Source organism: Brevibacterium sp. FAM 24630 (assembly GCF_049804075.1).
GTDB lineage: Bacteria > Actinomycetota > Actinomycetes > Actinomycetales > Brevibacteriaceae > Brevibacterium.
The window spans coordinates 37,643-60,395 of the sequence record NZ_JBNBZD010000024.1 but is presented as its reverse complement, the minus strand read 5'-3'; the positions used below and the strand labels follow the sequence as shown (position 1 = coordinate 60,395).

The following is a 22,753-nucleotide window of genomic DNA, read 5'->3' as shown; positions in this document are numbered from 1 at the left end:
CGGGCGTCGAGGGCAAGGCGGGTGGCCCGGTCGCGGAGCTCGTCGGGATATTTGGAGGTCGCCATGGTTGTTGTTTGGTCCTTTCGGGATTCGTGGCTTGGTCTCCATTAAACCCGGGACGAATCACACAGTCCGATCGAGACGAGCAGGCCAGGGAGGGGAAAAGTACTCGGGTTGGGAGCCAACGCGAACACGATCGGCAAGTTGTAGAGGAACACGCCCATAACGAGGGCCGTGTCGATCGCCCATGCGTATCGCGCGGTCACTGTTGCGGGTTGAATTTCGGGCGTGAGAATCGAGGCGAACGTGCGTCGAATCGATGCTGGCATGGCTCCCGCTCTCGTCAGTGGTTCCGTGTGCCGTTCTCGCGCTGGCCGGCGCGCCGAAGGACAACGCCTGCGACGATTGCGCCGAGCACTGCCCAGGTCGCCAGCACTGCAAGCGTTGCTCCTGGCACCCATGCTCCCGTGAGTACCTCTGTGTTGACTGTGGGCGGCAGCAGAGCCGACCGCATACCGGCACCCAACCAGTACAGGGGAAAACCAAGCCCCAGCCACTGGAGGAATACTGGGATCGTGGTGATCGGATAGAAGATCCCGGATACAACGGTCATCGCCATCATCGCAAGCGAAATGAAACTCAACTGTCGAGGCCTACTCAAGAACGCACCGAAAATGACGCCAATCGGAAGAGTCGCCGCAAGACCCAAGGGAACAATCCAAAGGAGGGAGAGTATCTGCCACGCGGGCTCAGATTGCACGCCGCCGAGCATGACGACAGCGAACGTCGTCACGAGAAGAAAGGCGATCAGCGCGAGGGACGATTGAGCGACAATTTTTCCAACGAAGTAGGACAACGTTCCGTGTGGAAGGCATTGCGCGCGTAGGAGCGTACCGTCGTCCTTCTCCTGCATGAGGGTTGAGGCGATGCCCATGAGTCCGGACAGTATCGCGTTCAATGCGATGATTCCCGGGATCGCGTAAGAGCCAACCGAGGAGTCAGATCCAGCGATCGTCACATCGCGCAAAAAGTACAGAACGACGATGGCGACGAGCGGGAAGAAGATGTATCCGCCGATCGTGTTTATTGAGTTTCGAAACTCGATAAGTCCGCGGGAGAACCCTGCCTGCAACGCGACTGCCAACTGGCTCCTATTTACTATTGGCTTCACCCGGCATCCCTCCGATCAACTTCAAGTACGCGTCTTCCAACGTCGGTCGGTGAACCTCAAGGTCAGTGAGATCGGCTTCGTGCCTGTTCAAGACTTGGCGGACGAATTCAACGGTCTGCTGTGGATCTATATCGTGCTGGTGCAGCTCGTCGGCAACGCGGAAGGAGACTCGATCAGAGCCCACCATTGAACTGGAGACGGCCCCGGTCGAGCCGCGCCTTACAATCGTTCCGTTGACGAGTATGGCGATGCTCTCGGACAGCTCTTCCGCCTCGACAAGATCGTGTGTGGTCAGAATAATGCTCGTGTGCCACTCTCGGGATAGGCGGAGAATCATCTGGCGAAAGTCTCGACGTGCGACCGGGTCGAACCCGACGGTCGGTTCATCAAGGAATAGGAGTTCCGGGTTTCCTATGAGCCCGATTGCGACATCCAATCGGCGGCGTTTGCCACCCGACAAGGCACCCACTCTTTTCCTGCCCTCGGCAGTGAGGCCCACCTGTTCGAGAAGTTCATCCGTGGAGAAAGGGCGCGCGACTTCCGGCGACGAGTACGGCGAGTAGTAGGTGCCCATGTGATGAAGTAGTTCTCGGACTCGCCATCGTCGATGATCACGCCAAGATTGCAGCACGATACCGATTCGTGCGCGCCAGGCATCGTCCGCGAGATCAGGATCCAGACCGAGCACTTCGACGCAACCAGAGGAGCGACGTTTCAATCCGGCGAGCACGGCGATCGTCGTGGTCTTGCCTGCACCGTTCGGTCCGAGAAGAGCGACAACCTCTCCTGCACGGACTTCCAGATCTACGCCGCGGAGTACGTCGACGTTGCCGTATCGCATGCGCAGATCTTTGACGCGGACGACCGGGCGTTCGCTATGATGGGTCATTGGGCGACGAGCGTAGGCCAGTCGGCTACGATTGCACCAGTCTCACTGTGCAGCAAGAACGGGCTCGCTGCGGGGCAGTTACCATCCACAGCGAGCCCGCCTTCCCTCGTTAGACCCGAACGCCTGGTGGTCGGTGTCCAGCATGATCGGTAGTCATGCTGGGCATCGATTGGCTTGTTCGTGCCTGAGGGTTGCTGAAGTGGGCTCAGCCCTCATCCGAAGCTCTCGTTCTGTTCGAGAAACCGTGCGCTGAGGCGGAGACTCTCGGGCAGCTGAGCATTGGCCTCCTCGATCGCGATGGCGAGGCCGAGGTTGGCCGGGCCGAAGCCGACGCCGAGGACATCGATCTCGTCGCCCTGGGCCGTGAGTCTTCCGTTCGCCGCCGAGGACTCGATCGGGGTGACCGGGTCCGGCTTCACGCCGGTCGTCGTATGCATCTGTGTCTGTGCTCCTCTTCGGATCGGTGGCGTTCGTATCGGACGGGCCGCTCGGTGCACCGCGGTCAGCGGGCGCAGACCGGACCCCGCCCAGAGGCGGACAGCTCGACAATATCACCCGAAGTAAGGTTAGGCTTAGATGAACTTCAGATTCACCGACAATCACGATCAACATCGAAGGCCGAACGCTTTGCCGCAACTCCCCACCTGGTTCGAAGCTCCGGAGGAAGCCCCTTCCGAGGAGCTCATCCGCATCCATCCCTCAACCTCGGCGCCCGGCCTCGGGTGGGCGATCATCCGCTCCGCACGATGGTTTGCCCTGGCAGGGGCCGTGCTTCTCGTGCTCTTCAACGTGGCGAACATGCTCCTCCCCGTCGCGCTGGGAAGGACGATCGATGAGGGGATCGCACCTCTGACGAACGGTTCTCCATGGGAGGACACGGTGCCGAGGTTCCTCTTCTGGCTGGGTGCGATCGCCTGCCTCTACGTCGTGATGAATCTCACGTTCAGATTCGGCGGCCGCCTCGGGTGGTACGGGGTGCAGCGCGCTCAGTACGAGCTGTCCGCGAAGATCCTCGACAGGATCCTCGACCCGCGCGGGTTCGGCGATCGTTCTCGGATGCCCGGCGAGCTGCTCGCAGTGACGACCCTGGATGTGCGGCGTGCGTGCTTGGCACTGTACGTGGCGGTGTATCCCATCGGAGAGCTCGTCGGAATCCTCGTCGCTGCCGTGTCGCTGTTCCTCATCCACCCGGCGCTGGGATTCGGCGTGGTCATCGGGGCACCCGCGCTCCTCGTCATCATGTCACTGGCGTCCAGGCCCCTGCAGCGCCGCAGCGTCAGCGAACAGGAGCGCACAGCCGATGCCACAGGAGCGGCGACCGACCTCGTCGCCGGCTATCGCATCCTCGCCGGCATCCACGCCCAGCCGTTCGCCGAGCAGCGGTTCCGCCGACTGAGCCAGGCAGCGCTGCGGGGAACACTGTCCGCCCGCACGGCGCTGAGCGGATTCGAGGGAACGACCACCATCTTCACCGGGCTCTTCGCCGCAGCGGTCACGGCCGGAGCCGCCTTCCTCGCCTTCGGCGGGCAGATCAGCATCGGAGGACTCGTCACGGCCGCCGGTCTGGCGCAGACGATGATGTATCCCCTGCGATCCCTCATCGGTCAGGCCGGAAGCTTCTGGGCCATGGCAATGGCATCGGCGTCTCGCGTGCTCGACCTGCTCCACTCGCCCCACCGCAACGACGCTCTCGGCACCCGCACCGTTCCGCGGCACACAGATGGTCCAGGTGCCGGCCGCGACACCGCGGACACCGCCGCCCGCCCGCCCGAAGTGCGCTTCGATCGGGTGCCACTGCCCGCGGGAGAGTTCTCCGCGACGGTCGGACCGGGCACTTTCGCGGTGCTGGACCTCTCGGCCGCGGATGCGCATGCCCTGTCCGATGCGCTCTCCTACCGCTCGCCCCTCGGCCCCGATTCGCCGTCCTCGTCCATCGCCATCGCCGGGCAGCCGATGGACATCCTCGACCCCGAGGCGGTGCGGAGCATCGTCCTCGCCGCCCCGCACGATGCCGATCTCTTCGAAGGAAGCCTCCTCGACAACGTCCGGGTCGGCGCCGACAGCGCCGCCAGCACTGGCGCCGACGGCGACGACGAGGGGCGCCGTCGGGCGGAGGATGCGCTCGGGACCGCCGGCTGCAGGCCCCTCGTCTCCGAACTCGCCGAGGGCTACGACACAGTCCTGGGCGATTCCGGAATGGGGCTCTCCGGCGGCCAGCGCCAGCGAGTGGCCTTGGCGAGAGCCATCGCCGTCGATCCTCCGGTGCTCGTCCTGCACGAGCCCTGCAACTCCCTCGACCCCGTCACCGAGGCCCAGGTGGCTGCGGACCTCAAGGCTCGGCGGGCCGGCCGGACCACCATCGTGCTCACCTCTTCACCGCTGTTCGCCCAATGCGCGGATCTCCGCATCTCCGGCCGACACACAACACAGAACGAGGAGCGCTCATGACCTCCACTGCGACCGCATCCGCCGGGATGCCGGGGCGCCTCCCGCTCGCCGACGGCAGACAGATGCGCGGCATGCTGCGCTCCCTCAGCGCCGGGCACCGATTCGCACTCCTCGCCGCGGTGGTCTTCCTCATCACCGCCGCCGCGCTCGGCCTGGTGTTCCCGATGGTCGTCGGCTGGATCGTCGACACCGTCTCCACCAGCGACGGGAAGGCGATCCCTACCGTTCTCTGGTGGCAGCTCGGGCTGCTGGTCCTCTCCGTCATCGCCGCGGGTGCGGCGGAGTTCTTCGGGCTGGTCATCATGGCCCGCACGATGGAGACTATGATCGCCGGGATGCGCGAGCGCTACGTCTCGCGAGTTCTGCGCCTGCCGGAGGAGACCGTGGACGCCGCCGGCTCGGGCGATATCGTGTCCCGGGCCTCGAGCGACATCCGGGAGATCTCGGATTCCGTGCCCCGTGTCATCCCCCAGCTCGCCGCGGCGGTATTCACGCTGCTCCTGTCCCTCGGCGGCATGGCGGTCGTCGACTGGAGGTTCGGTGTCACGATACTGGTCGCCATGCCGCTGTACCTGCTCGCCGCACGCTGGTATCTGCGCACGGCACCGCCTGTCTACGCCGCGGAGCGGGCGGCCGAGGGCACCCGCAGCCAGCATGCCCTCGACACCCTCCACGCTCTCCCCACCGTCCGGGCCTATCGCCTGGGATCGGCCCGGATGGCGGGCATCAGACGGAGCACCTGGGAACTGGTGCGATGGGCGATGCGGGCCCGGATCATGCAGAACCGGCTCTTCAGCCGGATCAACCTCGCCGAGGCGATCGGAATGTTGCTCATCCTCGGCTGCGCCTTCTGGGCGACGGCCGCCGGCCACACCACGGTCGGGCAGGCGACCGCGGCGGCCATGCTGTACTTCCGGATCGTGGGGCCGCTCGGGCAGCTGATGTTCGTCATCGACGATCTGCAGTCCGCGCAGGCGTCCTTCGCCCGCGTTGCCGGCGTGATCAACATGCAGCCGCACATCCGATCGGCGGATCGGCAGCAGCCAGACGTCCCCGGGACGACTTCGGCAAGCGCCGAGGCAGCATCCGCCGGCGGAGTCACCGAGTTCGGCGGTCGCGCGGGCGACCGATCGAACTCCACATCTGCGCTGGTCCGGCTCGACGATGTCGGCTTCTCTTATCGTGATGGCCACGATGTCCTCCACGACATCAGCCTGTATGTGCGAGAGGGCGAGCGGATCGCGCTGGTCGGCGCCTCCGGCTCGGGGAAGACCACAGTGGCCAGGCTTGTCGCGGGTCACCGCCAGACCCACAGGGGCACGCTTCGGAGGGCCGTGCCTCGGGACAGCATCGCCTATCTCAGCCAGGAGCATCACGTCTTCGACACCTCCCTGCGCGACAATCTCCTGCTGGCGGCGCCGGAAGCCGATGACGATCTGCTCCACAACGCTCTCAATCGCGTGCACGCCGGGCATCTCGTGGAGACACTGCCCGAGGGCCTCGACACCGTCGTCGGCGAGCATGGGCACCGCCTTACGGCCGCCGAGGCCCAGCTCATCGCCCTGGCGCGGCTGCTGTTGCGCAACCCCGCGCTCGCGATCCTCGACGAGGCGACCGCCGAGGCCGACTCCGAACATGCGCACCGCCTCGATCGTGCCGCCGAGTCGGCCGTCGCGGGCCGCGCGGCGATCGTCATCGCGCATCGTCTCAGTCAAGCAAGGATCTGTGACCGCATCCTCGTCATGGATGCCGGGCGGATCGTCGAGCACGGCACTCACGAGGAGCTCGTCGGCGCCGACGGCCGCTACGCCCAGCTCTGGTCAGCCTGGACGGCCGCTCCAACCCAAGTCTAAGGCCAGCAATCATTTATGATATCTCAGTATCGAGCCACCTCTATCTTCGACGGATGATTCTGCGCGTTGAGATGTCGGTTGATGATTCTGGCGAGGTAACTATTGGAGCAGAAGCAAATCTCACTATCGGTCTTCCCCCACGCCTGCAGTCCGTGTTTTGTGAGTCAGCTGCGCTCCTCACTGCAGTAGCATATTCGCTGCTATGAGAATCCATGGAGATCAAGGCGCTTGTGCAAGGTGCCTGCCATCGACGCATAGTTCGTGAGTCAAGTACTTCACGAAATCGACTCCGTATCCAAAAGGACATCGCTTTCCTGCAACTCATGCTCTGCAGATAACGCCCTTTTCGATTGGTTGATGAATAGACCATCGTCTGCAAAGAGCAACATCAGTTCGTAGGGTAAGTAGTTCTTTCCCAAGACCTTAACCCATGATTCCCTACTTCGATGTCCCACTTTGACCCCTACCACACCATCCGAACCACCGTCCGAAGCAGGATCGATCAGTCACTCTGGTGCATGGTAGCTGCCAACGAGGCCCTACCGATTTGACGCTACGAGGGCCTTTCGGACGAGGCCCACGCCACCCAAGAGCTACGTCTTCGAGGTCGACGACATGGCCGGTCGTTGCCCAGCCGTCGCCCTTGGAAGAGAGATGAAGGCAACGGAGGACTCCCTACGGCTGCCGTCTCCGTGCAACGCCGAGGCGTAGAACCTCGGCCTTCCGGGTAAGCTCTCATTTCAACATCGAGCAGGCTAGCCCCGGGTGACCGTCGCCCTCTACAAAGCTGAGAAGCTACATGTGCACAGGCACAATGGACTGCGCTCACGACTCTAGGAAAGGTTGAAACGCCGGGACCAAACCGGGACCAGAATCATGCATCCCATGCATTGCATGACGTGAAATTGCCGTCGCAGGACCGCAGAAATCCCAGGTCAGAGTAATAAGAGGGCTTGTCGCCCACCTGGGGGTGAAGAGGTCGTGGGTTCAAATCCCGCTAGCCCGACGCCCGAATGTGTCGCGACATCGTTCACTCGATGACGCGGCACATTTTTTCTTTTCCCGCCCGTCTCCTGGCTTTCTGCGGCATCCAATCTGTCGCAAAGCAGCTTTATGCGACTCCGCGCTTCTCACCCACCACTTTTCGTACACCTCATCAGTTTCGAACCCGATGGGATGTACGAAATGTGACAGACGGGCGCACCAAACCTGGTCGGCACGGCAGGCGGGCGCAGCCAACCGGTCGATCCTGCCGCGAATCGTGTGGCCTGCGCGGTCGAGGTCGAAGCTCAGTTTCGGCCGGCCCCGGGTACGTCGAGCCTGCGGGCGAAGACGACGGTGAGCACGCCGACGAGGACGAGCAGCCCGAGGCCCCAGCGCAGTCCTGCCTCGGTGGCGATGACGCCGACCAGTGGACTCGTGCCGAGGTAGCCGACGCGCATCAGCCAGTTCACCAACGTCACTCCCCCGGCCCGTCCCACACCGGGCAACCGTGCAGCCGCCCCGAGGGCACCGGGCACGAGCGTCGCCGAACCGTAGCCGAGCAGTACCATCCCGATGAGCAGCATGACCGGCTCCTGCGCGAACACTGCGCCGATCCCGCCGATGCCGATGAGTCCGCCGCCGATCCGGGCAATCCGTCCGGCACCGAACCGCGTCACCAGGACGTCCCCGCTGAACCGGCCGAGGCACTGGCTGCCGATGACGATGCTGAAGGCGATACCCGCCGAGGCGGCCGGAACGTTCGCGAACTCGACGGCGGCCAGTCCCGCCCAGTTGTTCGCGATGTCTTCCACCGCGGCCCCGCAGATCGCGACGATCGCCAACGGCAATGCTGCGAGAAGGACCGCGCGCTTCGATCGGCCGGCCCGTGACGACGCCTCCGACCACGATTCCTCCGACGACCCGTCCGACTCCTTTCCCCTGCCGGCTTCACCCCTGGCAGCATCTCGCGCACCGGAGTCTTCCCGCGATGCATCGCCCACGGGTCCGTCGGCATCCGAATCGATCACTCGCCGAGGAAACGCGGTGTCGCGGATGAGCCGGCGTCCGATCATTGTGAGGACCACCGCGATGAGGGCGACGACCGCCAACCACGCCCGCATGTCCGCGCCCGAGCTCGCCGCGGCCGTGGCGGCGGCGCCGCTGAGCAGTCCGCCGAGGCTCCACAGCGCGTGCATCGAGGACAGGATCGTGCGTTCGAGCTTCTCCTGCACAGCGATGCCGACGACGTTCTGGGCAACATCGACGATCGCGTCACAGCAGCCCAGCAGCAACAGGCACAGTGCCATCATCACGCCGTTGACCGACCACGCGGTCGCGGCAGCGGCCGCACCGAGGAGCACCGTCCCGCCGATCACGACCCGGTGAGCTCCGAAGCGGGCGATGAGCGCGGCCGGCAGCGCTGAGGACAGCAGCGAGCCCACCGCGAAGCAGGCGACGACGAGTCCGAACTGCCAAGAACTCAATCCCAGCCGTTCGACGAGGAGCGGATACCAGGGCAGAAGCCCGGCGAAGACGGCCCCGTTCCCAGCGAAGTAGAGGCCGACGCCGGCGGCTGCCCGCGGACCGGATCCGTGCCCGCCGCCTACCGGCACACCGGACCCGCCAATCGACGCACCTGTCTCACCTCGTCGAGGCTCATGAGCCGGAGGAGACCTTCGCCCCGCGCAGGTCGCGTCCGGCCTGCCCGAGGATGAGCAGTCCGAGGAGCACGCCCAGCAGAGGCAGCCAGATGCCGTCCGTCATGAAGATGAGCACCATCGAAGCGAGGATCGGCACCAGGCGGCGCAGCGACCACCAGACGTAGCCGCCGAAGCTCGGCATGGCCACATTCGCAGAGTCGGCCACGGACTTGACCATGAAGTTCGGCCCATTGCCGATGTAGGTCACGGCTCCGCCCATGACCGCGCCGAGGGAGACCGCGATGAGCAGGGTCTCGGCGACGCCGGCGACCTGCGGTTCCCCGGGAACCTGAGAGGCCATCTCGAAGAAGGTGACATAGGTCGGCGCATTGTCGAGCACCGAGGACAGCCCGCCGGTGAAGACGAACAGCGAGATCTCGTTGAGCGGTATCTTGTGCGCGACCTGGCTGAGGTACTGCAGCGCCGGCATCATCGTGAGGAAGATGCCGATGAAGAGGGCACCGACTTCGAGGATCGGCGTCCAGGTGAACTTGTTGAGGTTGAATCTTGCGCCCCGGTCGCCGACGAGGAACGACGTGACCGCCGAGCCGAGCATGACGAGCTCGCGCCAGGGCACATAGTCGGCGAACGTCGCGTGCCCGGTTTCGACCGCGTGCATGTCGACCGAGGGGATGAAGGCGACGGCGAGGATGATGATCGCCAGGAAGATCAGACCGCTGGCCCCGCGCAGACCGAGTTTGGTCACGTACTCGGCGTCCTTCGCCAGAGCCTCCTCCGGCTCTCGCGCATACATCTTCGTGTCGAGGGCGAAGTAGCTGATGAGCAGCAAGACGTTGACGAACAGCCAGTACGGCCACAGTCCGAAGGTCCATTCGAACGGCACACCGCGCAGCATGCCGAGGAACAGCGGCGGATCGCCCAGCGGCGTGAGCAGACCGCCGCAGTTCGCGACGATGAAGATCGTATAGATGACCGTGTGGGTCCGGTGTCTGCGGTCCTGGTTCGTGTTGAGGATCGGTCGGATGAGCAGCATCGCCGCACCCGTGGTGCCGATGAAGGAGGCGAGCACACCACCGACGGCGAGGAAGATCGTGTTGTTCCTCGGCGTCGCTTTGATGTCGCCGACGAGGAAGATTCCGCCCGAAGCGACGAACAGACTGCCGATGAGCACGATGAACTGGAAATATTCGAGGAGCGCATCGATGACGGTGGTCGCCTCTCCGCCGATGAGGAACCAGACCGCGATCGGCACGCCGAGGACGAGCGCGACGATGAGTTTGACGAGGTTGCGATCCCAGATCTTCTCAGTAGCCGGGATCAAGGGGAGCACCGCGATGCACCCGAGCAGCAGAACGAACGGAATGATGCTCCACCAGGCCACGACCATCCGCGGACCCTCCTTCTCTTACTGTCGACGAGCGCTCTCGTCCTGTCGACGCTGACAGAGCACCACTCTACTGAACCACGAGACAGGTTCCATCCTCGACTTGCCAGGTGGACGGAAACCTCCCGAGGCCGCTCACCACGGCGATTGCCGGACACGCGCACCTCGCCGAGGCGGCCCACCGTAACCGGGTAAGTACACGACAGCTTCACCGAGGCAGCCCACTCTGACCGTGTCAGTCCGACACATCACCGAGGGGGCCCACTGTGACAGCGTCAGTGCACTACTCCGCGCTGAGGGTGCCCACTCTGACTGCGTCAGACCGACACGTCACTGAGGGTGCCCACACGCCGGTGCGCAACCCGGCACGGGGGCTCAGGCGCCGGTGGGTTCGGTATTCGACGGGTTCGGCCCCGCGTCCGAGCGGGTTCCGGCGGCCGCCTCGGTGGGTTCGGTCGGCTTCTTCAGTCCGATGACCAGACCAATGATGGCCAGGGCGAAGCACACGGCGAGCCCGACGGTGAGGCCGGGAGCTGCCTGATATCCGGCGGCAAGCGCTTTGAAGCCGATGAGTCCGACCGTCGAGTAGATCGTCGCCCACATCGCTCCGCCGACGGCGAGCGCCGGAAGGTACCGCCGGTAGCTCATTCCCGTCGTCCCCGCTGCGAGGTTGAGCACGGTCTGCACACCGATCATGAGGAAGCTCACCGCGATCACCGGAGCGCCGAAGCGTTCGATCATGCCTTCGGCCTTCCGGTACTTCGATCCGGACATGATCTTGTCGACGCGTTCGATCTTGCGGATTCCGGTGCGTGCCAGACGCCCGAGCAGGAAGGTGCCGCCGGCACGGCAGATGATGATGCCGAACATGATCAGCCAGGTGACGGCGATCGGGAATGACCAGTCGAGGGGGTTCATCGGTGGGCGCGTTCCTCCTGCTCGGCATCGACGATTCGGCTCCACCCATCATACCCCTGTTAAGTTAGGTTCCCCTCACCAGACGATCGGTGGAGACCGATCTCACGCGTCGAGGCCGCTGGACCGACAAGCCCCAGACCGCTCAGTGCCCGCTCACCCAGCACCGGACCGCCGGGCAGACAGTCGACCACGGTTCAGACGAGCACGCCTTCGAGGTAGACGGCATTGACCCGGCTCTCGATCCCGCGGACATCGTCCGTGCGCAGATCCCCCTCCACGACGACGAGATCGGCCAGCCCGCCTTCGCCGAGGTGACCCACCCGATCATCGTCGAGCACACGAGCCGCCACCGAGGTCCCGGCGCAGAGGGCTTCGACGGTCGAGAGTCCCACCTCGGCGAGCAGGCTGATCTCTTCGAGGTTCTGCCCGTGTGGGCCGACTCCGGCGTCGGTGCCCAGCGCGATCGGCGCCCCGGCCTCATGGGCGCGGGCGATCGAGTTCTGGTGCGTTTCGACGACACGGTGGGCTTTGTCGACGACGGTGGTGGGCAGGCTCGCCCCCGCCTCGGCGGCCTTGATCACTGCCTGCGGGGCCTGCAGGGTCGGGACGAGGTAGGTGCCGTGTTCGAGCATGAGGTCGATGGCTTCGTCGTCGAGGTAGATTCCGTGTTCGATCGATCGGACACCCGCACGCACGGCGGACTTGATTCCCGGCGCGCCCTGGGCATGGGACATGACATGGGCGCCTTGGGCGGCCGCCTCGGCGACGATGACTGCGATCTCGGCTTCGGTGAACTGAGAGTGGCGAGGATCGTCCCGCGGCGAGAGCACCCCACCGGTGGAACAGATCTTGATGTGGTCGGCACCTGCCCGCAGCAGTTCGCGCGTCTTCTTCTGCACGCCTTCGAGCCCGTCGGCGACGCCGGAGGGTCGGCCGGGGTGGGGGCCGAGAAACGGCGATTCGGTTCCGGAGACGAGGTGGAAGTCTCCGTGGCCGCCGGTCTGGGACATGATGTTGACCGCGATCGTCAGCCGCGGCCCACGCACCACGCCTGTCTCCACGGCGACTTTCGCCCCGAGGTCGGTGCCGCCGGCGTCGCGGACCGTGGTCACCCCGCCCTTGAGCGTGGACTCCATATGGGCGACGGAGTTGTAGAACTGCAGCGAGAACGGATCGTGGAAGTTCGAGGACGAGGCCGCCCCCGAGCTCGTCAAGTGGACGTGGCAGTCGATGATTCCCGGGATGATCGTCTGGCCCGTGCAGTCGACGAAGTCATCTGAGGCGTTGTGCGATCCCTGGCCGCCCTCCGTCACCGAGGCGACCCGCCCTCCGTCGAGGACGACGTCCCGGGTGCCGGGCAGGAATCGGGTGCCGTCGAAGACCGTGGCGTGGGACAGAACTGTGACCATGGGCGTGCTCCTCATCATTGAAAACCAACTGGTCGGCCGTGTGCAGCCGATCCTTCACATCTATCACGGACTCCCCCGCCCGTACACAGTGAAGCAGTGAGGCCGTGAAGCTGTGAGGTAGCGAGACCGTGAAGCAGTAAGGCCGTGGGGCGGTGAGGCAGCCAGGAAGCGAGGCAGTGAGACTGTGAGACTGTGAGGCCGTGAGTGATGTTGGCGGTCAGACTCGCACGCGACTGTCTGACACGTCGGGACCACGCTCCGGGCCCGACGTGTAGGGTCAGTCCGTCTTGAGTCGTCGGACGAGGACGTCGGAGCCCCCATTCCGACCGACCGAGACGAAGCCCCGGTCGGTGTAGAGCTTCGCTGCGCCGTTGCCGTCTTCGACGGCGAGGCTCACTGCGGGGTATCCGCTCATCCGCACGAGCGCACACACGGTGTCGACGAGGGCGCCGCCGATCCCCTGCCCTTGGTATTCGGGGAGGACTGCGACGGAGAGCTCGGGGATGTCAGCGGCGACCCAGCCGTACCCGGTGAAGGGCGCAGCATCGTCGGCCGGTGTCAGATCGGCGGACGCCGTCTCGGCACCTTCCCCCTCTGCTTCCGCGGCGGCGGTGTCAGCGGTCTCGTCCTCCACGCTTCCACCGTCAGCCTCGCCCGCACCGTCAGCCTCACCCGCACCGTCGGCAGCCCCTGTGCCCTCAGCCTCACCCGCACCGGCCGTACTCTCAGCTTCTCCCGCTGCGTCGGTCACGATCTCGCTGGGGACCACCTCGGCGCCGGATTTCCCCAGAGCCGCCGCGAAGTCCCCGCCCACACGTTCGTCGACCTTGCCGACGACGTCGGCGATATCGGCCAAGCGCACCCAAGCGAGCCCGACGATCGGCGAGTCGGTGTCCGCCTCGGCGTGGGCGGCCACGGCGATGTCACCGTCGCGTCCCCAATCGCGGTAGTAGAAGACGGCGTCGCTGCGGTAGCGGAGCTCGTCGATCTCGATGCGCGGCTGGTCCATGGACCAGTTGAAGCACAGGTCGAGGAAGGGCAGGAAGATTTCGTCGTCGGCCCCAGCCGGCAGCGGACGGATCCGTCCGCGCAGCCAGGAGGACCCAGCCTCGGCGGGGGTGGTCTGCGGGTCCTGAGCTTCGTTCTTCCCAGCGGTCATGAGATTCCTTTCTCAACGGCGCGATCGATCCACGCCCGGTTGCGGACTCGCCAACCCAAGGTCACGGCGCGCAGGCCGACGAATCCGATGCAGAATGCGGCCCAGAGTCCCGGCGCGCCCGGCCACAGTGCGACGATCGGAACGAGCAGGATCGCATACCCGACCACAGCGACCAATTGTGCCAGAGCGAGGTAGCGCGCGTCCTCGGCTCCCATGAGAACGCCGTCGAGGACGAAGACGTACCCGGCGATCGGCATGCTCACCGCCAGCACCGGCAGCAGTGCGGTCAGTTCGGTGACCACCTCGGCGTCAGAGGCGAAGGCCCGCGGGATGATGCCGGAGCCGGCGAACAGGATGACGCCGACGACGAGGCCGAAGACGATTCCCCACAGGCACAGTCGCCGGTTGATCGCGGCGACTGCCTCGGCGTTCCTCGCCCCCAGCTCGAGCCCGATCATCGCCTGGCCTGCGATGGCAAGCGAATCGAGGGCGAGAGCGAGAGCGAAGAAGATGCTCTGGGCGACCTGGATCGCGGCGAGTTCCGTGGTGCCCATCGATGTGGCGATGAACACGAGGATGATGAGTGCGGCACGCAGCGAGATGTTGCGGACGAGCAGCCAGCCGGAGGTCTTCGCCGAGGTGAACACGCCCGACCAGTCGGGGCGGACGGTGGCGTGGAGACGCTTGGCCGCACGCACGGAGATGACGATGTAGACGGTGCACATCCCGGCCTGCGCGATGACTGTGCCCATCGCAGAACCCGCCACACCCATATCGAGCCCGTAGATGAACAGCGCGTTGAGGCCGATGTTCGCCACACATCCGACGGCCGCGACGATCAGCGGGGTCTTCGTGTCCTGCAGCCCGCGCAGGAGTCCGGTGGCGGCGATGACGGTGAGCATGAACGGCAGACCCCACCAGGAGATCGCCAGGTAGGAATGCGCCCCCGAGGTGATCGCCGGCCCCGGATCGAAAGCTGCGATCGCGGTGTCCAACAGGGGCAGTCCGATGATGATGAGCAGCACCGAAGTGCACAGGGCGAGCCAGATTCCGTCGAAGCCGGCCGTGATCGCTCCCGCCCGGTCCCCCGATCCCATCCGTTTGGCGACGCGCGGGGTCGTGGCATAGGCGAGGAAGATCATCAGACCGAGGACCGTCTGCAGAATCGTCGAGGCAATCGCCAGTGATCCCAAAGCACCCGCGCCGAGGTGGCCGACCATAGCCGTGTCCGTGAGCAGAAAAATCGGTTCGGCGATCAGGGCTCCGAGTGCGGGGAGGGCCAAACGGAGAATGTTCTTGTCGATCGCTGCCACAGGTCGATTCTAACGAATCGCCCTCGCCGAGAGCCCAAGTGAGCAGTGGAGTGACCGCTGTGTCGGGAATGCAGGTCGGGTGGACGCAGGGTCGGGGACACTGACCGGGCAGCCGTCGGACCGAGCGCAGAGCCTGCTCGGAATCTCGTGTCAGTGGCGAACGATACTGTGGGATGACAAACAACGGAGAGATGAATGGATTTGCAGTCAAGCTATTTGGACGGACTGTTTGTGACTGGCTGTTCTATTTGTAATCAGATAGTAATATTCATCTCTATCTCCTGATCGTATAATTGAGGTAGGGACTTTCCCGACGCTCGACTTCCACAGAGACGTGGAGAGAGGCAGCACCGATGAAGACCATCGGCAACAACGACAGCTCGACATCGATCCTGCCTGCTGCTCCCCCTGCCGACGCGGACGCTCAACTCCTGGCTGAGCACCGCCGGACGCATGGTCGTCGGCTCGAGATCGCCGAAGACAGCGACCTCATTGACTTGCTCCGTGCCTACACCGAAAGCAGTCTCGCTCAGTTCAATTCCCTCATCGCCACCAGCCGAGCGGTCGTCCAAGACGTGGCCTATGTCCTCGGCCTCAAGGCAGGAAAGCCTGACTCTGTCTACGAGTTCGCCCCTTTCACGGAGACCGTCACACGCCACTGCGGTGCCGTGCCCGGGACATCCGCTGGCTGCGCGGAAAGCGCCGCGGAGGATGCTCACGGCAACAGGGCCCTTGCAGGCGGTGGCTCCCCGACCGGCGAGGAGGCGAGCGCACCAGCCGTCGAGGAGTCTTCGTCTCCATCAGCGTCCCCATCGGTTGCGGCGGAACGCTCCCGTGCGTCGGCGCCTTCCGCCGACGCCGGCCGGCGCTCGTTCACGGGTCAGCTCACGGCCGCTGAGACTCTCGCCTGGACGACGGCATTGGCTCAGGTCGAAGCGGAGACCGGCACGAAGTTCGGCACAGGACGAGGACGGAAGAAGAACCGCGCCGCGGGCCGGCACCTGCGTCGTGTGCGCATGTTGGCTCAACAGCTGCTCGACAGCCCCGAACCCCTGCCCGACTTCCCCGGCTTCGACCCGAAGCTCACGTTCTTCACGTGGCTGCGCGGCAACATCGAGATGACGGAGGCCGGCGTGTACTCCAGCCTGCTCGGAGCCACGACGAGCAATTCGCTTCGCCATATGACCTCGGCGATGACATTTGCGCACGGACTGCCGAAGTTCCTGCGCCGCTGCCTCGACGGCGATTTCACCATCGAACACGTCGACTGTGTGACCCGCGCGTGCCGCGATCTCCATTTCGAGCATTTCCCCGCGATCGACAACTTTCTGGCCAGGCGGCGCGCCGATATCACGATCGAGACGTTCAAGCGTTCACTCGCACTCAAGATTGCGGCAACCCAGCCGCCCGACGACACCCTCGAAAGCGTCGCCCTGCGCCGTCGCGTCGACTATTCCGCCGGTGACGACGGAACCGCCTACCTCACCCTGACCGGGCCCGCGCCCGAACTCCAGGCCTGCTACCGGAGACTGGATGCATTCGCGCGTGCCGTCTATAAGAGCAACACGAGTGCCTTCTCCGGCCAGCTGAAGGACGGAGACTGCTTCGATGAGGACCGATCGATCTCGGCGCTCATGTTCGACATCCTCACCCGGACGAGACCGCAGATGAAGCTGCGCATCATCAGCACCAACGGGGTTGACGGCAAGTCGACGAATACGGACTTCCCACTCGACGGGCTCCTCTCCGGGATCGACGGCGTCCCTCTGCGTGAGGGCGAGTCTCTGCTCGACCTCATCGAGCGCGTCTTCGATGACATGGACGCCAACGGATACTCCCACCAGACACAGGCGGAGTCCGCCAGAGCCCAGGATGACCCCGTCGCGAGTCGGCCAGAGACCGCCGACCTTTCACAGATCACCCCAGCCCATCGTGCCTTTGAGTCACAGCTCCTCGAAGCCATTCTCAGCAGCCGCACCACCCCGAGCGACAGCACCGGCCCAGCGGCCAACAAACCCGTCGGAGAGGAACTGACCGGCGCTCTCGCTTCCCTCATCGGATCACGCGCCAGCGGGGCACGACCCGCTGGCGAAGACACAGGCGAAGCAGTCGTCGGTTCTCCCGACGCGTTCGGACTGCCGATCCGTCACGAAGGAGCCCGTCGAATCAGCTTCGAGTTCCTCCTGGACATGCCGACGAACGAGTACTGGCTGTCGAATCAGGCACGGACCTTCATCACCGTGCCCATGCTGACCCTGCTCAGCCAGCTCCAAGAGCAATGCGACGGAGACCACGTCGATGCTCACGCCGGCGAGGCCGCTGCTCCCCCACCCTCAGGAGCACCACCAACGTCCGAGCCACCGCCGACCGACTCATCACCAACATTCGAGCTACCGCCCTCCGACGCACCATTGACTTCGGACGAGGTGTGCAATCTCGCTGGAACACTGCCGGACGGATCCCCGATCCCTGCCGATATGGCGCGCAGGGTCGCCGGGTACTCCACCACCTGGACTCGCCTGCTCACCGACCCGGCGACCGGCACTCCGGTCGACGCGAAGGCGACGACTTACGCAATCCCCAACAGCATTCGAAGAACACTGGTCGCACAGTTTGTGACCTGCACGTTCCCCGGATGCACTCGGCCCGCCGAGACAACAGAGATCGACCACATCGACCCCTTCAACCACTCTGATCCGAGTCAGGGAGGACTCACCCGGTTCGGGAATCTCCACTGCCTGTGCAAGGTCCACCACCAGCAGAAGACCGACGGAAAGTACGACGTCAGGATGACCGAACCCGGTCATCTGGAATATGTGTTCCGTCGGGGCGCCACCGTTGAAGTCGTCGTTCCAGACAATCCCCTCAACGTTGAGCACGCGCGCCTGTTCCTCGAACGCTTCGGCCGCGGCATGCCCCGAACGAACAAGCCACCCGATCAGGAGAAGCAGCCAGCTCCCGGCGGGAAGTCACCCGCCCCCGGTGACAGTTCGCTACCATCCCCGATTGACGATTCATCGCCGTCGCCCAACGAGAAATCGCCGTCGCCCAACGAGAGGTCATCGTCGCCCAACGAGAAGTCGCCGTCGTCCAACGAGAACTCATCGTCAGCGCACGACAAGCCCTCGTCAGCGCACGACAAGTCATCGTCGTCGCACGAGAAGCCATTGCCTTCGCCCGATTGCGGTTCTCTGCCGACCCCCGGTGAACGGCGGAGGGCATCGGCTTGCCCCGAGCCGGCTGCCGCCGACGGACAGCCCGGATGGAGAGAAGCCGATCCCCACTCCATTACGAGCTTCCAACCTTCGGCCCCAACCGACCCTGCCGAACGTCGGAGGGGAAGCGAGTCCCCGACCGAACATAGGGCGGGAAGCGAGTCCGGCGACGATCCCGCCGTTCTCCGCGACTGGTTCTGGGACTCCGGAGAACCACCGCCGTTCTGACACACGGCCACGAGTCCGTACGACACAAGCCGGTGGCATCTGGATCAATCTCAATCCAGATGCCACCGGCTTGTCAGTCCCTCAAACAGTCGACGCTTCAGACTCTCAGCCCTCCAGCGCGTCAACCTTTCAATACATCAGCGCATCATCCATGCGGCGGACCGCTGTCACATCAGGAAGTCCGGGCAGCGAACCATCGTCACATCAGCGAGTCCGCGCAGCGAACGGCCATTGCATCAGCACAACAACACCTCGGGCCACCAGCGCACAGGGACTTCACCACTTGGGAGCATCAGCTTCTCAGCAGCACAAGGTTCGAGCACCTCGGCGGATGAAACGTCGTACGAGATCAGCAGACTTCGAACAGTCCGGCTGCACCCTGGCCGCCGCCGATGCACATCGTGACGACGACGTACTTGGCGCCGCGACGACGTCCCTCGATGAGAGCGTGCCCGACGAGACGGGCACCCGTCATGCCATAGGGGTGACCGACGGAGATGCCGCCGCCATCGACGTTGTACTTCTCCGGGTCGATGCCGAGACGATCGCGGCAATACAGCGCCTGCACAGCGAATGCCTCGTTGAGCTCCCACAGATCGATGTCATCGATAGACAGACCGTGCGTCTTCAGCAGCTTCGGGATCGCGAAGACCGGGCCGATGCCCATTTCGTCCGGCGCGCAACCGGCCACAGCCATACCGCGGTAGATACCCATCGGCTCGAGTCCGCGCCGACTTGCCTCCTCGCTGGACATGACCACCGAGGCTGAAGCACCATCGGAGAGCTGAGAGGCGTTTCCGGCCGTGATACTCGGAACCTTCGATGCCACACCGGGTTCGAGCACCGGATTGAGACCGGCCAGGCTCTCCAGCGTCGTCGAAGGACGATTGCCCTCGTCGGCTGTGAGGAGGACCTCCTGTCGCGAAGTCTCCTTCGTCTCCTTATCGACAACGACTTTCGTCGTCGGCAGAGGCACGATCTCTTCGTCGAAACGGCCGGCTTCCTGACCGGCAGCAGTGCGCTGCTGCGAGGACAGCGAATACTCGTCCTGAGCTTCACGGCTGACGCCGTAGCGCTCAGCAACCACCTCGGCGGTGGCCAGCATCGGGTAGTAGATGCCGGGAACATTCTCTTCGAGCCACGGATCCTTCGCCCTGAACATGTTCATCTTGTCGTTCTGGACCAACGACACCGATTCCACGCCACCGCCCACGACGATCTCCTGACCATCGAAGAGCACCTGCTTCGCAGCAGTGGCGATGCCCATCAGACCCGACGAGCACTGCCGATCGATCGACATCCCCGGGACCGTCACGGGCAGACCCGCGCGCAACGCTGCCTGGCGGGCCACGTTCGTGCTCTGGCTGCCCTGCTGGAGCGCGGCGCCGAAGACGACGTCCTCGACCTCACCGCCTTCCAGACCTGCCCGCTCAACGGCATGCTTGATCGCATGTCCGGCAAGCTCCTGGGCCTGAGTGTCGTTGAATGCACCGCGGTAGGCCTTGCCGATCGGCGTGCGCGCGGTCGAGACTATGACTGCTTCTCTCATGGATCTAACCTTTCGAAGATGTCGAACATCGCGTCATGAGTTCATGGATGGTGCTGGCCTGCGAGAACTGCTGCCCGCCAGCAGGCACTGACGTGCGGGATCCGCTTCCCGCAAACAGGTGCTCACGGTCAGTCCTTCGGCCCACCGGCAACGTAGATGACCTGACCGGAGACGAATCCGGCGCCTTCTGAGGCGAGGAACGATGCCGTGTGGGCGATGTCCTCGGGCTTGCCGGAGCGCGCAACCGGGATGCCTTCGACAGAGGCCTTGACGAAGTCGTCGAAGTCCATGCCCACGCGCTCGGCCGTGGCCTTCGTCATGTCGGTTTCGATGAAGCCGGGGGCGATGGCATTCGCGGTGACGCCGAACTTGCCGAGCTCGATGGCCCAGGTCTTCGTGATGCCCTGGATTCCGGCCTTCGCGGCCGAGTAGTTCGTCTGCCCGCGGTTGCCCTGCGCCGAAGTCGACGACATCGAGATGATGCGCCCGAACTTCTCTTCGACCATGTACGACTGGACGGCCTTGGCCATGAGGAAAGCTCCGCCGAGGTGGACGGAGAGGACCTTGTTGAACTCCTCATACGACATCTTGAACAGCAGGTTGTCGCGCAGGATCCCGGCGTTGTTGACCAGAACGGTGGGCGCACCGAGGGTGTCAGCGACCTGCTTGACGGCTGCGTTGACCGAGTCCTCGTCGGAGACATCGGCTTCGAGCCCGAGGGCTTCCCCTCCGTCGGCCTTGATTGCTGCGACGGTGTCGTCTGTCGGCCCCATGTCGAGGACGGCGACCTTGAGTCCGTCGGCGCCGAGCCGCTTGGCGATTGCCGCGCCGATGCCGCGTCCGCCTCCGGTGACGATAGCTGTACGAGTCATATTCGTGCTCCTCAGAATAGTGGTCTCAGATATCAATGTCGTATCGCGCGATCACGAGCTGTCACCCTCCGCTGCAGTGCCGATGTGACCGGGGTCTCTTGCGCAACCGCTTTCACTCTAGACCATTTCTCGTCGCTGAACGATTGATTGCTCAAAGTGTGGGCATATCAGCGCGATAGCAGAGCCGCACAGGCGGCGCGAGCGCCCCGGATTCGGCTCCGCACCACGCCTCACCTCGCCTTTTACGGAAACAAGGCGACGAATCTGATTGATTATCGAACGTTCAAAAATCTCGTCGAAAATCATTGACTTCGCCGGATTGTTTTGGGAAGGTTCAAATCAGTCGCTGTCGATCTCATCTCGACGGCGCCTTCCGAGAACCGTCACAGAAGACACCTCGGACACTGTGTGGAGCGTCCTCGCTCCGGGAGCTTTTCAAAGGAGAAAAGATGCACTCTGTCTCGCGAAACCGCAGTCGAAGACTATTGGCCGCCGCAGTCGTGGGCGCATTCGCATTGTCGCTGAGCGCCTGTGGAGGTGGAGGTTCGGGAGAAGGCGACACAGTCGTCATCGGCTACACCGGACCGCTCAGCGGTGGAGGCGCAGCATACGGAGAGAACGTCCAGATCGGCCTCGAAATGGCCATCGACGACCTCAACTCCGACGGAGTCGAAGTCGACGGCAAGCCCGTCACTCTGGAGCTGAAGGCCCTCGACGACAAATACGCACCAGCCACGGCGGCAAGCAATGCCCAGCGCCTGGCCGATCAGGACAAAGCACCGGTCGTCGTCTCCCCCAACGCCGGTGCGATCAAAGCGATCCAGCAGATCAACAGCGGCAGATCGAACTTCCTCATCTCCGCGTACACCTCGGATCCGGCGATCGTGCAATCGGACAATCCATTGACGATGATGATCCCTCCGAACTTCGAGTCCTACGCCGATGAGTTCACCGAAACCGCCATGGAACATGGCGGGAAGAAGCTCACACTGCTGGGAACGCAGAGCGAATACGGTCAGCAGTGGACCGAGTCGATCACCGAATCGTGGAGCGCCGCCGGCGGAGAGATCGGCAAGGACAACAGCATCGACTACGCCACGGTCTCCGACTTCGCCGGACCCGTCTCCAAGGCACTGGCAGAGAAGCCCGATGCGATCTTCGTCGGCGGACCCTCTCAGCCGACCGCTCTGATCATGGAGGAAGCACGCAAGCAGGGCTTCAAGGGCAGCTTCCTCGTCATGGATCAGGCCAAACTCGACGAGATGGCGACCGTGACGAAGCTCGACAATCTCAAGAACTCCGTCGGAGTCCTGCCTGTCGCCGAATACGAAGACCCGGGCACAGAGGACTTCCTCAAGAAGTTCGCCGACAAAGCCGGGGACAAGAAGGTGGCCACCAGCGAAACGGCGCTGAACTACCAAGGCATCGCCATCATCGCCAAGGCGATGGAAGTCTCGGGCAGCACCGACGATCCGGAGAAGATTCGCGAAGCCATCACGGACGCGCTTCCGGAAGTCGACGACCGGTACAAGGTCAACGGGTTCCCTGAGGAGATCACCGACGAAGGGCATCTGGTCAACCCGAACCTCGAGGCGACCTTCCTGGATGACGACGGCAAGTACACGAAGATCCCGATCGAACAGGTCTCGGACAACAAGTAACTTCCGTCTGCGGCACGACAGTGGGTGAGGCGCCACGAC

General features: G+C 64.2%; 15 protein-coding genes. 4 read left to right on the top strand and 11 right to left on the bottom strand.

Features of this window, described 5'->3' with window-relative positions; translation table 11 throughout:
* Window positions 1-343: 343 nt before the first annotated feature.
* The 3 genes from ACPUD7_RS15265 to ACPUD7_RS15255 all read right to left on the bottom strand — a co-directional run bounded on the left by ACPUD7_RS15265 (window position 344) and on the right by ACPUD7_RS15255 (window position 2,497).
* On the bottom strand, window positions 344-1,144 hold the full coding sequence (locus ACPUD7_RS15265; RefSeq protein WP_425120378.1) for an ABC transporter permease: 801 nt from the start codon (window positions 1,142-1,144) through the stop codon (window positions 344-346).
* Between the two features lie 7 nt (window positions 1,145-1,151).
* The gene (locus ACPUD7_RS15260) at window positions 1,152-2,060 is read right to left on the bottom strand and encodes an ABC transporter ATP-binding protein (RefSeq protein WP_425120377.1); all 909 of its coding nucleotides are present in this window, start codon (window positions 2,058-2,060) and stop codon (window positions 1,152-1,154) included.
* A 212-nt stretch (window positions 2,061-2,272) separates the two neighbouring features.
* Complete coding sequence (locus tag ACPUD7_RS15255) at window positions 2,273-2,497, bottom strand: SidA/IucD/PvdA family monooxygenase (protein ID WP_425120376.1); 225 nt, start codon at window positions 2,495-2,497, stop codon at window positions 2,273-2,275.
* A gap of 190 nt (window positions 2,498-2,687) precedes the next feature.
* Here ACPUD7_RS15255 and ACPUD7_RS15250 point away from each other — a divergent pair, with 190 nt between their 5' ends.
* Window positions 2,688-4,508 (top strand): ABC transporter transmembrane domain-containing protein, encoded by a 1,821-nt coding sequence (locus ACPUD7_RS15250; RefSeq protein WP_205676887.1) that lies wholly within the window; start codon window positions 2,688-2,690, stop codon window positions 4,506-4,508.
* Window positions 4,505-6,361, top strand: a complete 1,857-nt coding sequence (locus ACPUD7_RS15245; protein WP_205676888.1) for an ABC transporter ATP-binding protein — start codon at window positions 4,505-4,507, stop codon at window positions 6,359-6,361. The genes ACPUD7_RS15250 and ACPUD7_RS15245 overlap by 4 nt, the downstream gene beginning before the upstream one ends.
* Window positions 6,362-7,650: 1,289 nt before the next feature.
* Here the strand turns inward: ACPUD7_RS15245 and ACPUD7_RS15240 are convergent.
* From ACPUD7_RS15240 to ACPUD7_RS15215, 6 genes are all read right to left on the bottom strand, one after another.
* Window positions 7,651-8,958 carry an MFS transporter gene (locus ACPUD7_RS15240; protein WP_425120375.1) on the bottom strand — a complete coding sequence of 436 codons (1,308 nt, stop codon included), beginning with the start codon at window positions 8,956-8,958 and terminating at the stop codon, window positions 7,651-7,653.
* Window positions 8,959-9,001: 43 nt separating this feature from the next.
* Window positions 9,002-10,393, bottom strand: a complete 1,392-nt coding sequence (locus ACPUD7_RS15235; RefSeq protein WP_135542002.1) for a sodium:proton antiporter — start codon at window positions 10,391-10,393, stop codon at window positions 9,002-9,004.
* A 372-nt stretch (window positions 10,394-10,765) separates the two neighbouring features.
* Entirely contained in the window at window positions 10,766-11,308 is a 543-nt protein-coding gene (locus tag ACPUD7_RS15230; RefSeq protein ID WP_135542004.1) for a DedA family protein, read from the bottom strand.
* A gap of 194 nt (window positions 11,309-11,502) precedes the next feature.
* Window positions 11,503-12,717, bottom strand: a complete 1,215-nt coding sequence (locus ACPUD7_RS15225; protein WP_135542006.1) for a metal-dependent hydrolase family protein — start codon at window positions 12,715-12,717, stop codon at window positions 11,503-11,505.
* Window positions 12,718-12,994: 277 nt separating this feature from the next.
* Window positions 12,995-13,876 (bottom strand): GNAT family N-acetyltransferase, encoded by an 882-nt coding sequence (locus tag ACPUD7_RS15220; protein ID WP_240690049.1) that lies wholly within the window; start codon window positions 13,874-13,876, stop codon window positions 12,995-12,997.
* Entirely contained in the window at window positions 13,873-15,189 is a 1,317-nt protein-coding gene (locus tag ACPUD7_RS15215) for an MATE family efflux transporter (RefSeq protein ID WP_135542007.1), read from the bottom strand. The genes ACPUD7_RS15220 and ACPUD7_RS15215 overlap by 4 nt, the downstream gene beginning before the upstream one ends.
* 353 nt (window positions 15,190-15,542) lie before the next feature.
* On the opposite strand from ACPUD7_RS15215, the gene ACPUD7_RS15210 reads away from it, so the two are divergent.
* Entirely contained in the window at window positions 15,543-18,632 is a 3,090-nt protein-coding gene (locus ACPUD7_RS15210) for a hypothetical protein (RefSeq protein WP_425120374.1), read from the top strand.
* Between the two features lie 349 nt (window positions 18,633-18,981).
* Here ACPUD7_RS15210 and ACPUD7_RS15205 read toward each other — a convergent pair whose 3' ends face one another.
* Together ACPUD7_RS15205 and ACPUD7_RS15200 are read right to left on the bottom strand one after the other, a co-directional pair.
* A complete protein-coding gene (locus ACPUD7_RS15205; protein ID WP_135542009.1) occupies window positions 18,982-20,181 on the bottom strand; it encodes an acetyl-CoA C-acyltransferase in 1,200 nt (399 codons plus the stop codon).
* 128 nt (window positions 20,182-20,309) lie between these two features.
* Complete coding sequence (locus ACPUD7_RS15200) at window positions 20,310-21,053, bottom strand: SDR family oxidoreductase (RefSeq protein ID WP_135542011.1); 744 nt, start codon at window positions 21,051-21,053, stop codon at window positions 20,310-20,312.
* Window positions 21,054-21,502: 449 nt separating this feature from the next.
* Here ACPUD7_RS15200 and ACPUD7_RS15195 point away from each other — a divergent pair, with 449 nt between their 5' ends.
* On the top strand, window positions 21,503-22,714 hold the full coding sequence (locus ACPUD7_RS15195; RefSeq protein WP_135542013.1) for an ABC transporter substrate-binding protein: 1,212 nt from the start codon (window positions 21,503-21,505) through the stop codon (window positions 22,712-22,714).
* The last annotated feature ends 39 nt before the right edge of the window (window positions 22,715-22,753 follow it).